We start from the raw sequence: 12,545 nt of genomic DNA, 5'->3' as shown, positions 1-12,545 counted from the left end.
CAGATGCGTTGATGCGATCCATACGCCGCGACCGCGTCCTTGACGGTTTCTTAACGCCCGCCCGCCCGAAGTCCCGGCCCCGCGGCCGTCCCGGGCGGCGTCACCGCGGGGTGAGCGTCGTGCGCCGCAGCCGCTGTACCCCGAGGTACGTCGCCGTGACGAGCAGCCCGACGTAGACGTCGTTCTCGAACCACCCGAACGTCGTCTGCTGCCGCGGCCCGAACGTCGTCGGGTAGTAGAAGACGGAGATCGCCAGCAGCGCCGTGAGGTAGGCGAGCACCGTCGCCTGCGCCGCGCGCCCGGTCCGCCGGGCCAGCACCGCCGCCCCGAACCCGACGGCGTAGAACGCCCACGCGAGCGGGGTGGTCACGGTGAACGTGGGGTCCTCGATGCCTTCGACGCTCGCGTAGACGGTGTGCCCCGCCGACAGCGTGAAGGCCGCGACGAGCACGTTCGACATGTGGCGGCCGTACGGTGCCGTCCGCCTCCCGCTCGCGGCGCCGGTGGCGATGTCGGTGTTGGTGGCGGGGGCGGTGGCCGGTGTCGTGGTCATGGTCTGTCCTCTCGTGGTGAGGGCGGGGATGCCGTCGGCTCCCAGCCTCGGGCCGCGCCGGGCGCCACCCCACCCACAGCGGACCCACACCGGCACCACAGCCGGTCGCCGTCCGTGTCGCGGCGGCCCGCGGCACCCGCGCGGCTAGCATCTGAGCTGTGGAGGGGGCGGCGGCATCCGGCGAGTTCGCCGCCGTGCTGCGCCGGCTGCGCGAGGCGCGGTCGCTGACCCAGGAGGAGCTCGCCGAGCGGTCGGGCCTCACGGCGAAGGCGATCGGCGCCCTCGAGCGCGGCGAACGGCGCCGGCCCTACCCGCACACGGTGCGCTCGCTCGCCGACGGGCTCGCCCTCGACGACGGCGACCGGGCGGCCCTCGTCGCCGCGGTCCCCAGCCGGGAGGCGGCCCCGGCCGCGGGCGTGTCGCCGGCCGCGGCCGCTGTCCCGTCGCCGGTCCACGTCCCGGTGGGTCCTGGCACGCCGCTCATCGGCCGCGACGGCGAGCTCGCCGACCTGCTGGCCCTCGTCCGCTCGGGCACCCGCCGGCTGGTGACGGTCACCGGCCCCGGCGGGGTGGGCAAGACCCGGCTCGCGATGGAGGCGCTGCGCCTCGCGGCGCCGGCCTTCCCCGGCGGCGCCCGGGCCGTCGACCTGTCCGCGGTCCGGGAGCCGAAGCTCGTCGTGCCGGGGATCGCCGCGGCGCTCGGGCTGCCCGACGAGGTCGGCCTCGACCCGCTCGACGCGCTCGTGCCCCACCTGGCCGGCCTGCGGATGCTGCTGGTGCTCGACAACCTGGAGCAGCTGACCCAGGCGGCGCCGGCGCTCGCCGATCTCGTGGCGCGCTGCCCCGAGCTCGTCGTGGTGGCGACCAGCCGCGCGCCGCTGCGGGTGCGCGCCGAGCACGAGCTCGTGCTGGGGCCGCTCACCACGCCCGCCGGCGACGACGTGGACGCGGTGGCCTCCTCGCCCGCCGTCGCGCTGCTCCTCGACCGGGCCGCGGCCGCCGGGTCCCCCACGGCCGTCACCGCCGCCGACGCTCCCGCCCTGGCCGCGATCGTCCGGCGGCTCGACGGGCTCCCCCTCGCGGTCGAGCTCGCGGCGCCCGGCCTGCGCCTGCTCACCCCGCCGGCCCTCCTCACCCGGCTGGAGCGGCAGGGGCCCGGCGCGGGCCCGCGCGACCTGCCCGAGCGGCACCGCACGATGGCCGCCGTGCTCGAGTGGAGCATGGATCTCCTCGAACCCGAGGAGGTCGCGCTCTTCGAACGCCTCGCGGTCCTCAGCGGCGGGTGCTCCCTCGACGCGATCGAGGCCGTCGCCGGCGAAGGCGCCGACGTGCTGCCCGCCCTCGGCGCGCTCGTCGACCAGTCGCTGGTGCTCCGGGTGCCGTCGCCCGACCCGCAGCCACGCTTCCGGCTGCTGGAGCCGGTGCGGCAGTTCGCGATGCGGCGGCTGCACGCGTCCGGGCTGGCCACCGCGACCGCCGACCGGCACGCCGCGCACTTCCACGCGCGGGCCACGGCCTCGGCGGTACAGCTGGAAGGGCCGGACCTCGCGGCCGAGCTCGACCGGCTCGACGCCGACCACGCCAACCTGCGCTCGGCCTTCCTCCGCCTGCTCGAGCTCGACCGGGACGTGGACGCCGCAGAGCTCGCCGGGAGCGTCTGGCTCTACCTCGCGCTGCGCGGCCACGCCCGCGAGGGGCTCGCGTGGCTGGAGCGGATCGGCCCCGGGGCCTCCGACGTGGCCCGCTGCCGCGCCCTGGCCGGCCGGCTCGGGCTGCAGCTGCTGGCCGGCGACACCGCCTCGATGCTGCGCGACGCCGGCGTCGCGGTGGCGCTGGCCGATCGGGTGGCCGAGCCGGCCGTGACGTGCGAGGTCCTGACCCTGGCCGGCCAGGCGGCGGTCTTCGCAGGCGCCCTCGACGACGCCGACGCGCTGCTGGACCGCGCGCTGGCGCAGGCGGAGGCCGCCGGTCGTCGCTGGGTGGCCGTGCACGCCCGGCTCGCGCGGTGCCAGCTCGCCCTCGTCGCGGGCGACCTCGCGACGGCCGGGCTGACCCTGCCGGAGGCGGTGCGCGCGGCCCGCGCGGGCGGCAACGCCTTCACCCTCGCCACCGCGCTCAACGTGCACGCGACGCTCACCGAGCTGCTCGGCGACGAGCCGGCGACCGCCACGCTGCTCGGCGAGGCGGTGGCCCTGTCGCTCGCCGCCCGGATGAGCTGGACCCTCGGCTACGCGCTGCCCGCCCTGGCGAGCCTCGCTCAGCGGGTCGGCGACCCGGTGTCCGCGGCCTGGCTCTTCGGGGCGGGCGCCTCGATCTCGGCGGCCGACGCCGTCGACCCCACCTTCCCGGTCTCGCGGGCGCTGTCCGACCGCGGGCTCGACGCCACCCGGGCCGCCCTCGGGGACGAGGCGTTCACCCGCGAGTGGGACGCCGGGCGGGCCGCGAGCGGTGCCGAGATCCAGGCCCGTGCCGCGGTGGTCACGACGCGCGCAGGCGGCGGACGTAGCGCCTGAACTGCCAGGCGCCGGCGGTCTTCAGCAGCAGCCGGACCGGCAGCGGGAGGTTGCCGAGCATGCGGGCGCGCTCCTCGCCGTCGGCGTCCTGCAGCACCAGGCCGAACATGACCGGCAGCTGGCTGGGGGTCATCGTGTCCTTGCCGTGCTGCCCCATCTGGTTCCACTCGGCGGCGGTGACGTGGCGCGAGGCCAGCGGCAGCACCTCGCGCTCCTCGAGGTCGAGGTGCTCGAGCAGGGCCGCCGTGAACCGCTCGCAGAGGGCCGCGAGACGCTCGCCGGCGGCCTGGGTCGGGGCGGCCTCCCAGGCGGCGAGCGCGGGGGTGACGGCCTCGACGAGCTCGTCGATGCCGTGATGCTGGGCCTGCATCGTCTCGACGAGCCCGGTCGACGGCGCGGACCGCTCGAGCAGCAGCGGCCAGAGCACGATGTCCTCGCCGGTGTGGTGCATCTCGAGGCCGGCGGCGCACAGGCGCAGGTGCTCCGCGACGATCCTCGCGCGGCGGGTGTCGCCCGCGGGGGTACGGCGGACAAGGCCGGCGGCGGCGGCGAACTCCCGCCGGAAGGCGCGGTGGACGACCACCATCTCGTGGACGTCGGGACGCTGGTCGGTGCGGGTCAGGGCGGTCACGGTGACTCCTCGTGGCTGGACGGATCTGGTGCGTCCAGCCTCCGGCCGGTGCCGTCCCCACCCCACCCACAGCGCCCACACACTCGCCCCACAGACCCGCGATCCCGGGGGTGGAAGGCCGGGTAATGCCCGCCGTCGCGATCACCGTCCTTGCCGGACAAGGCCGACAATTCGGGTAGCGCGATCAGCCGTTCCGGGAGGTAGGCCGCCATGCTCAAGTTCGACGTGCAGCACTCCAGCGCGGTTCGCACCACGGAGGAGCGCGAGGCCGCGGCGGCCGGGCCGCTCCCCCCGACCCTGCTCGACCAGATGCAGCGGTACTGGCAGGCCGCCAACTACCTGACCCTCGCGCAGATCTACCTCCGCGACAACCCCCTGTTGCGCGAGCCGCTGCGGCCGGAGCACATCAAGCCCCGGCTGCTCGGCCACTGGGGCACCTCACCCGGCCTGAACCTGGTCTACGTCCACCTGAGCCGGCTGATCCGGGAGCGCGACGCCGACGTCATCTACCTGGCCGGCCCGGGCCACGGCGGACCGGCGCTGGTCGGCAACGCGTACCTCGAAGGCACCTACTCGGAGGTCTACCCCGAGGTGACGCGGGACGCGGCGGGCCTGCGGCTGCTGTGCCGCCGCTTCTCGACCCCCGGCGGGGTCCCCAGCCACGTCAGCGTGCAGACCCCGGGCTCGATCCACGAGGGCGGCGAGCTGGGCTACGTGCTGGCCCACGCGTTCGGCGCGGCCTTCGACGCGCCGGACCTGATCGTCGCCGCGGTGGTCGGCGACGGCGAGGCGGAGTGCGGGCCGCTGGCCGGAGCCTGGCGCGGCACCGCCTTCCTCAACCCGGCCCGCGACGGCGCGGTGCTGCCGATCCTGCACCTCAACGGGTACAAGATCAGCGGACCCGCCGTGATCGCCCGCGACAGCGACGCCGACATCGCGGCGTTCCTGCAGGGCAACGGCTACGACGCGCAGTTCGTCGAGGGCGACGACCCGCGGCACGTGCACCAGGCGTTCGCGGCGACGCTCGACTGGTGCTACGACCGCATCCGCGACATCCAGCGCGACGCCCGGGCCGGCGGTGTGACCGGGCGGCCCCGCTGGCCGGCCATCGTGCTGCGCACCCCCAAGGGCTGGACGGGCCCGAAGGAGGTGGACGGGCAGCCGGCGGAGGGCACCTTCCGGTCGCACCAGGTGCCGATGGCGGACATCCGCACGAACCCGGCGCATCTGGCGCAGCTGGAGTCCTGGATGCGCTCCTACCGGCCGGATGCGCTGTTCGACCGGGACGGCAGGCTCGTGCCCGACCTCGCCGCCCTCCCGCCGCGGGGCGACCGCCGGATGAGCGCCAACCCGCGGGCGAACGGCGGCACGGTGCTGGTCGACCTGGACCTGCCGGACTTTCGCGACTACGCCGTCGCCGTCGACCGGCCGGCCGTGGTGCGGGGGGAGTCGACCCGGCAGCTGGGCAAGCTGCTGCGCGACGTGTTCGTCCGCAACGCCGGGGCGGCGAACTTCCGGCTGTTCTGCCCGGACGAGACGAAGTCCAACCGCCTCGGCGACGTCTTCGAGGTGGAGAACCGGTGCTTCGTCGGCCCCAGTCTGGACGTCGACGATCACCTGTCGGCGGACGGCCGTGTCATGGAGGTGCTGAGCGAGCACCTGTGCGAGGGCTGGCTGGAGGGTTACACGCTGACCGGCCGGCACGGGCTCTTCGCCACCTACGAGGCGTTCGCGATGGTCTCGGCGTCGATGACGGTGCAGCACACCAAGTGGTTGGAGGAGGCGCGGAACCTGCCGTGGCGGGCGCCGGTCGCCTCGCTGAACATCCTGCTGACCTCGACGTGCTGGCGCAACGACCACAACGGCTTCAGCCACCAGGGCCCCGGCCTGATCGACGTGATGCTGTCCAAGCGGGGCAGCGTGACCCGCATCTACCTGCCCCCGGACGCCAACTGCCTGCTCTCGGTCGCCGACCACTGCCTGCGCAGCCGCGACTACGTGAACCTGATCGTGATCGACAAACAGCCGCAGCTGCAGTTCCTGGACATGGCGGCGGCGATCGAGCACTGCGCGAACGGCGCGTCGATCTGGCAGCGGGCCGGCACCGACGACGGCGGGGAGCCGGACGTGGTGCTCGGCTCGGCCGGTGACATCCCGACGCTGGAGACGCTCGCGGCCGCGTGGCACCTGCGCCGGCTCGTCCCGGACCTGCACGTCCGCGTCGTGAACGTGGTCGACCTGATGCGGCTCTTCCCGGCCCGGCACCACCCGCACGGCATGACCGAGGCGCAGTTCGTCGACCTGTTCACCGCGGACAAGCCGGTCGTGTTCGCGTTCCACGGCTACCAGCGGGCGATTCACGAGATCGTGCACGGGCACCCGGACGTCGACCGCATCCACGTGCGCGGCTTCAACGAGCAGGGGACGACCACCACGCCGTTCCAGATGGTCGTGCTGAACGAGATGAGCCGGTTCCACCTGGCGGCCGAGGCGATCCGGCGGGTACCGCGGCTGCGCGACCGCGCCCCCGGGCTGCTGGCCGAGTGCGACGCGCGGATCGCCGAGGCCAACGCGTACGCCCGCGAGCACTTCGAGGACCAGCCCGAGATCCGCGACTGGGTGTGGAGCGACTGAACCCCGGAGCGGATCCGGGACGCGACGGCGGGAGGGCAACGGTGGGCGACGGTACCGACCAGGCCCAACGACGTGCTGATGTTCGAGCGCAGCGGGGTGAGCATCGCCATGGGCAACGCGAGCGAGGACGTGCGGCGGGGGGCCACCCACGTGACGGCGTCGAACGCGGACGAGGGGTTCGCCCAGGCGATCGAGCGGTTCGTGCTGCCCTGGGCGGTGCCCGCCCCGGTCGCCGGGTGAGCACCGCCGGCCCGCGGACGCGTCACGCCGAGGAGGTCGCCATGCCGTGGCGCAGCACCGGCTCGACGACCCCGCCCGCGCCGTGGTCGAGCTGGTAGTCGAGGTTCATCGCGGCGCTGATGAGGGCGAGGTGGCTGAAGGCCTGCGGGAAGTTCCCGATCTGCTCGCCGGTCGGCGCGATCTCCTCGGCGTACAGCCCGAGATGGTTGCTGTAGGTCAGCATCTTCTCGAAGGCGCGCTGGATGACCTGCCGGTAGACCATGTCGCGCATGTTGGTCCAGCGACCGAGGTCGGCGGGCCGGGCCCGGTGCTGGGCGAGCTGGATCGCCCGGTCGAAGGCGACCCACGACATCACCCGCCCGTAGGTGAAGTCCTGCCGGCCGCCACGGGTCTCCCAGATCCCGTCGTCGGGCTGGTCCCAGTGTTCGCAGAGCCACTCGATCACGTGCGAGACGTGCTGCCACGCACCGTGGGACAGCTGCAGTCCGTGCTCGTCGGCGAGGTGGAGCGAGTCCAGTGCCTCGCCGTAGATGTCGAGCTGGAACTGGGTCGCGGCGGCGTTGCCGATCCGCACCGGGGACGACTGCTGGTACCCCTCCAGGTGATCGAGGATCTCCTCGTCGAGGTTCGGGGAGCCGTCGATCCGGTACATGATCTGCAGGGGCGACGATTGCTCGCTCGCGTGCCGCACGCGGTCGTTGAGCCAGTACAGAAACGCCTGCGCCTCGGCGGTGAAGCCCAGCCCCAGCAACGCGTAGACGGAGAACGAGGCGTCGCGGACCCAGGTGTAGCGGTAGTCCCAGTTCCGCTCGCCGCCGATCTGCTCGGGCAGCCCGGCGGTCGGCGCCGCGACCAGCGCTCCGGTCGGCGCGTAGGTCATGAGCTTGAGCGTCATCGCGGCGCGCTCCACCATCTCCCGCCACCGGCCCTTGTACCGGGACCGGCCGATCCAGCCGCGCCAGAAGTCCCGGGTCTGCTGGAACGTCTCGACGATCTCATGGCGTGATGAGCATCGGCGTGCCGGGCAGGTAGAGCTGTTTGCTGACGTACGGGATGCCGTCCGGGACGACCTGGAAGTAGCCGCCTTTGCGGCGGTCGAGCAGCGCGGCGAAGATGCTCGGCGAATCGAAGCGCGGTGCGCAGAACCAGTCGATGACGCCGTCGTTCGTCACGAGGGCCGCGGTCTGCAGATCGCCGATCAGCCCGTGATTCTCGATGGCCGGATATGCGTTCACGGGGGGCCTCCCGCCTCGGGTTGCTGCGGCGCGTCCCCGCACGCCTGCTGTCGTGCGTGCGGGTGCCCAACTGCAACCGTTGTCACCCCGTCGCCGAGCCGCCTTGCCCGAAAGGAGTGACGATCGCCGCGCCGGCCGTCACTCCGGGACGCTGCGGCCCTGCACGGCCAGCGCCCAGATGATGAACACGTCCAGCGCGATGATGAGCAGCGACCACAGCGGGTAGTAGGGCAGGAACATGAAGTTCGCGATGGCGCTCAGCCCGGCCAGGACGATGCCCACGACCCGGGCCCACAGCCGTCCGGAGAACACCGCGCAGCCCGCCAGGAGCACCACGGCGCCCACGACGAGGTGGATCCATCCCCACCCGGTCACGTCGAACGTGTACAGATAGTCCGCCGTGACGACGAAGAACTTGTTCTCGATGATCGCCGCCAGGCCGGTGGCCAGGTGGAACAGGCCACCGATGATCATCATGATCCCGGCGAAGACGGTGAAGCCGCCGGCCCACCCGCCGGGGGACTCCTCCCGGACGGCCACCGTCTCCTGCTGCGCGCTCTGTTCAGCCATGCTCGGCACTCCCTCCACTCAGCGGGCGCCGGGCAACAGGTCACGCGGGCGCGTCACCTGGTCAGCGTCCACAACGCCGGATGCGGGACAGACGGCATCGGCCCTACCCCCGCGGACCGCGGGCAACCCTGCCGCGAACGCCTTCGTCCCGGCCGCCGCGCAGGGGCGCAACGGGGGCGCACGGGGGCGGACGGCCGGCGTGACGCGGGGGCGGCGGGGTAACTGGTCGCGGTGGTCGCGTGGTTGGATCGTTTCCAGCGTCGGCACGTCTGGCTGGGATTCCCGCTGGCGGTGGTCTACAAGTTCATCGACGACCGTGGCCCGTACCTCGCCGCGATGGTGACCTACTACGGCTTCGTCTCGCTGTTTCCGCTGACGCTGCTGTTCCTCACCGCGCTGGGCTTCTTCCTGGAGGCCAACCCCGAGCTGCACCAGCAGCTGGTGCAGTCGTCGGTGGGGGACCTGCCGGCCATCGGGCCGGAGCTGCAGCGCAACGTCAGCGGGCTGGTCGGCAGCGGCACCCGCCTGGTGCTCAGCATCCTCGGCGCGCTGTACGGCGGGCTGGGCGCGATGCAGGCCGCGCAGGCCGGCATCAACCACATCTACGGCGTCCCGCGCAACGAGCAGCCCAATCCGATGCGGTCCAGGGTGCGCAGCCTCGGGCTGCTGCTGATCCTCGGCGGCGCGGTGCTGCTGTCGGCGGCGGCCGCGACGTTCGTCGCCTTCGCCAACGAGCTCACCGGCCGGTCCGGGCCCAGTCCGCAGATTCTCGGCTACCTGCTGACGTTCGTGATCAACGCCGCCCTGTTCACCGCGGCGATGCAGCTGCTGACCGCCCGGACGCTGCGGGTGCGCCAGGTCATCACCGGCGGGTTGATCGCCGCGACCTCCTGGATGGCGCTGCAGACCGTCGGCGCCCAGTACGTCGCCGCCCGGCTCAGCCGCGCGAGCGAGCTCTACGGCACGTTCGGTCTCGTCCTGGCCGCGCTCGCCTGGATCTACCTGCAGGCGCTCGTGCTGATGCTCTGCGCCGAGATCAACATGATCCTGACCTACCGCCTGTGGCCCCGGGCCCTGCTCACCCAGTTCACCGACGACGTCGAGCTGACCGAGGCCGACCGGCGCATCTACGAGTCGTTCGCGACCGCGCAGCGGTTCAAGGCCTTCGAGACGGTCGAGGTCGACTTCGGCCCGCCGCCGCGAGGGTAGGCGCCACGGCCCGCGCACTTGAACGACGGCGCCGGGGGGACGACCATCATGGGGTGTCGCCGCCGGCGGCGACCGCTCCTCCCCGCGCCGAAGGGACCATCGTGACCAGGGACGCCGAGACGCCCGCGGCCCGCCAGCAGCGGGTGTGGGACCGCAACGCACCCGGCTACGACAAGCAGATCGGCTTCTTCGAACGGGTCTGGTTCACCGGCGGACGGGAGTGGCTCGGCGAACGCGCGCACGGCCGGGTCCTCGAGGTCGCCGTCGGCACCGGCCGCAGCCTGCCCCACTACCGGCCCGGCGTCGTCCTCACCGGCATCGAGCTGAGCCCCGCGATGCTGGCCATCGCCCAGCGGCGCGCCGCCGACCTCGGCCGCCCGGCCGACCTGCGGCAGGGCGACGCCGAGCGGCTGCCCTTCGCGGACGGCACCTTCGACACCGTGGTGTGCGCGCTGTCGCTGTGCACCATCCCGCACCCGGCCGCCGCGATCGCCGAGATGCACCGCGTCCTCGTCCCCGGCGGCACCCTGCTGCTGCTCGACCACATCGGCAGCAGCTGGCCGCCGGTCCGCGCCGCCCAGTGGCTGCTCGAGCAGCTCACCGGCCGCGCGGCGGGGGAGTACTTCACCCGCCGCCAGCTGCCCCTGGTGCGCGCCGCCGGCTTCGCCGTCGAGGAGACGGAGCGGCGCAAGGCGGGCACCATCGAACGCGTCCACGCCCGCAAGCCGGCCGCCTGAGCACTACCGGTAGCCGCGCCGCAGCAGGTACTTGGCGCCGGCCTCGAACCCTTCCGGGCTGAGCACCTCGAAGCCGAACGCCTCCGCCAGCCGGGCGGTCGTGCCGAACGCGGTACACACCGCCAAAGCGTCCTCGGCGAGCACGGCCCGCATGCCGGCGGCGCTGACCGTCCCCTCGGTGACGAGGCCGCCGAGCATCCGCAGCGTGGCCCGCAACGGCTCGGCGACCGGCGCCGACTCGAGGTCGGCCAGCACCGCCGCGACCATGGGCCCGTTCCCGTACGCCTGCCGGGCGGTCGCGGTGTGCGCGCCGACGCAGAACGCCGACCCGACGACGTCCGCCACGTACGCCGCCATCAGCTCGCGGTCGGCCACCGCCCACGCCGGCGGCCCGCGCATCGCCGCGTGGGTGAACGCCTTCGCGTGGTCACCGTTCAGGATCCGGTCCACGAGCGCCAGGTGCGCCGCCCGCTTCTTGTCGTCGGCCGGCACGGTGTGCTCCGCTCGTCGGCTCGGCTGTCCACCTCAACGTAGGCGACGACCACTGGCAGGAGGCCACAACGCGCCACCCACCCCCGAGGCCGGGCCCGCCCGGCGTGTGTGCTGATCAACACGGATGGTCGCGTCTGTGGTTGTAGCGATGCAACGATGAACGGGAGGTAAACACGCGATGTTGCTCGGCCTGGCTTCAGCAGGGCGCGGCCCCGCGCGAGGCGAGTCCGGTCCACAACGGTGTGGGTGTCCCGGCACTCGGCTCGGCGGGTGCTCGGACAGGCCAAACCGGAAGGACGACGGTGTCGGTACAGGACAAACTTGACTCGATCTTCACCGCGGTGGTCCACCGCAACCCTGGTGAGAGCGAGTTCCACCAGGCGGTTCGCGAGGTGCTCGACAGCGTCGCCCCCGCACTGGGCAAGCACCCTGAGTACGCCCAGGCCAAGATCATCGAGCGGATCTGCGAGCCGGAGCGGCAGATCATCTTCCGGGTGCCGTGGGAGGACGACCGGGGCGAGGTGTACATCAACCGCGGCTTCCGGGTCGAGTTCAACTCCGCGCTGGGCCCGTACAAGGGCGGCCTGCGGTTCCACCCGTCGGTCTACCTCGGCATCGTGAAGTTCCTCGGGTTCGAGCAGCTGTTCAAGAACGCGCTGACCGGCATGCCGATCGGCGGCGGCAAGGGCGGGTCGGACTTCGACCCGAAGGGCCGCTCCGACCGTGAGGTGATGCGGTTCTGCCAGTCGTTCATGACCGAGCTGTACCGGCACATCGGCGAGTACACCGACGTGCCCGCCGGCGACATCGGCGTCGGCGGCCGGGAGATCGGCTACCTGTTCGGGCAGTACAAGCGGATCACGAACCGGTACGAGTCCGGCGTGCTCACCGGCAAGGGTCTCGTGTACGGCGGTGCCCAGGTGCGCCGGGAGGCGACCGGCTACGGTGCGGTGTACTTCGCCGAGGAGATGCTGCGGGCCGCCGGTGACGGCATCGAGGGCAAGCGCGTGGTCGTGTCCGGCTCCGGCAACGTGGCCATCTACGCGATCGAGAAGGTGCACCAGCTCGGCGGCCTCGTGGTGGCCTGCTCCGACTCGTCCGGCTACGTGCGCGACGACAAGGGCATCGACGTGGCGGTCCTCAAGGAGGTCAAGGAGGTCCGGCGGGAGCGCATCGAGCAGTACGTCCGCCACCGGCCCGGGGCGACCTTCACGCCCGGCGGCGGGCTGTGGCGGGACGTGCCGTGCGCGGTCGCCATCCCGAGCGCCACGCAGAACGAGATCGACGCGGACGACGCGGCCGCGCTGGTCGCCGGCGGCTGCGTGGCCGTGGTGGAGGGCGCGAACATGCCGACGACGCCGGCGGCGGTCCGCGTGTTCGCCGAGGCCGGCGTGCGCTTCGCGCCGGGCAAGGCGGCCAACGCCGGCGGGGTCGCCGCCAGCGCGCTGGAGATGCAGCAGAACGCCAGCCGCGACTCGTGGACGTTCGACTACTCCGAGCAGCGGCTGCACGGCATCATGCGCGACATCCACGCCCGCTGCTACGCCACCGCGGAGGAGTACGGCATGCCGGGCAACTACGTCGCCGGCGCCAACATCGACGGCTTCCGGATGGTCGCCGAGGCGATGCTCGCCCACGGCCTGATCTGACCCACCGGCGCCACGAGCGCCGCACCCATGTCGCGGGACCGGTCCTCATCGCGGGCCGGTCCCCAGGCCTGCGTCGAGGCGG

Annotated in this window: 10 protein-coding genes and 1 pseudogene; 6 read left to right on the top strand and 5 right to left on the bottom strand. The window is 73.2% G+C overall.

Annotated features, from left to right (window positions below; translation table 11 throughout):
* Positions 1-100 precede the first annotated feature (100 nt).
* Positions 101-553: a hypothetical protein gene (locus tag AB0J72_RS43790; protein ID WP_363410959.1), complete on the bottom strand. Its 453-nt coding sequence runs from the start codon at positions 551-553 to the stop codon at positions 101-103.
* Between the two features lie 158 nt (positions 554-711).
* Between AB0J72_RS43790 and AB0J72_RS43785 the strand changes: the two genes are divergently transcribed.
* Positions 712-3,066 carry a helix-turn-helix domain-containing protein gene (locus AB0J72_RS43785; protein WP_363410956.1) on the top strand — a complete coding sequence of 785 codons (2,355 nt, stop codon included), beginning with the start codon at positions 712-714 and terminating at the stop codon, positions 3,064-3,066.
* On the opposite strand, the gene AB0J72_RS43780 is transcribed toward AB0J72_RS43785, so the two are convergent.
* A complete protein-coding gene (locus AB0J72_RS43780; RefSeq protein ID WP_363410953.1) occupies positions 3,032-3,697 on the bottom strand; it encodes a hemerythrin domain-containing protein in 666 nt (221 codons plus the stop codon). The genes AB0J72_RS43785 and AB0J72_RS43780 overlap by 35 nt on opposite strands.
* A 210-nt stretch (positions 3,698-3,907) precedes the next feature.
* Here AB0J72_RS43780 and AB0J72_RS43775 point away from each other — a divergent pair, with 210 nt between their 5' ends.
* Together AB0J72_RS43775 and AB0J72_RS43770 are read left to right on the top strand one after the other, a co-directional pair.
* Positions 3,908-6,331: a phosphoketolase family protein gene (locus AB0J72_RS43775; protein WP_363410950.1), complete on the top strand. Its 2,424-nt coding sequence runs from the start codon at positions 3,908-3,910 to the stop codon at positions 6,329-6,331.
* Positions 6,332-6,403: 72 nt separating this feature from the next.
* A complete protein-coding gene (locus AB0J72_RS43770) occupies positions 6,404-6,571 on the top strand; it encodes an HAD hydrolase family protein (RefSeq protein WP_363410947.1) in 168 nt (55 codons plus the stop codon).
* Between the two features lie 22 nt (positions 6,572-6,593).
* On the opposite strand, the pseudogene AB0J72_RS43765 reads toward AB0J72_RS43770, so the two are convergent.
* Positions 6,594-7,806, bottom strand: a pseudogene (locus AB0J72_RS43765) (glycoside hydrolase family 15 protein).
* 138 nt (positions 7,807-7,944) lie between these two features.
* The gene (locus tag AB0J72_RS43760) at positions 7,945-8,376 is read right to left on the bottom strand and encodes a hypothetical protein (RefSeq protein WP_363410944.1); all 432 of its coding nucleotides are present in this window, start codon (positions 8,374-8,376) and stop codon (positions 7,945-7,947) included.
* A 243-nt stretch (positions 8,377-8,619) separates the two neighbouring features.
* Between AB0J72_RS43760 and AB0J72_RS43755 the strand changes: the two genes are divergently transcribed.
* A complete protein-coding gene (locus tag AB0J72_RS43755) occupies positions 8,620-9,585 on the top strand; it encodes a YihY/virulence factor BrkB family protein (RefSeq protein WP_363410941.1) in 966 nt (321 codons plus the stop codon).
* 101 nt (positions 9,586-9,686) lie between these two features.
* Positions 9,687-10,322 (top strand): methyltransferase domain-containing protein, encoded by a 636-nt coding sequence (locus AB0J72_RS43750; RefSeq protein ID WP_363410938.1) that lies wholly within the window; start codon positions 9,687-9,689, stop codon positions 10,320-10,322.
* A gap of 3 nt (positions 10,323-10,325) precedes the next feature.
* Here AB0J72_RS43750 and AB0J72_RS43745 read toward each other — a convergent pair whose 3' ends face one another.
* Positions 10,326-10,814: an alkylhydroperoxidase AhpD family core domain-containing protein gene (locus AB0J72_RS43745; protein WP_363410935.1), complete on the bottom strand. Its 489-nt coding sequence runs from the start codon at positions 10,812-10,814 to the stop codon at positions 10,326-10,328.
* A gap of 302 nt (positions 10,815-11,116) precedes the next feature.
* Between AB0J72_RS43745 and gdhA the strand changes: the two genes are divergently transcribed.
* Positions 11,117-12,463, top strand: coding sequence for an NADP-specific glutamate dehydrogenase (gene gdhA / locus AB0J72_RS43740; protein ID WP_363410932.1), 1,347 nt, complete (start codon positions 11,117-11,119; stop codon positions 12,461-12,463).
* Positions 12,464-12,545 lie beyond the last annotated feature (82 nt).

The sequence above is a fragment of the Dactylosporangium sp. NPDC049742 genome (genome assembly GCF_040674675.1).
In the GTDB taxonomy this organism is placed as follows: domain Bacteria; phylum Actinomycetota; class Actinomycetes; order Mycobacteriales; family Micromonosporaceae; genus Dactylosporangium; species Dactylosporangium maewongense.
Note: the sequence above shows the minus strand (reverse complement) of the source record. Positions and strands in the feature narration are given on the sequence as shown.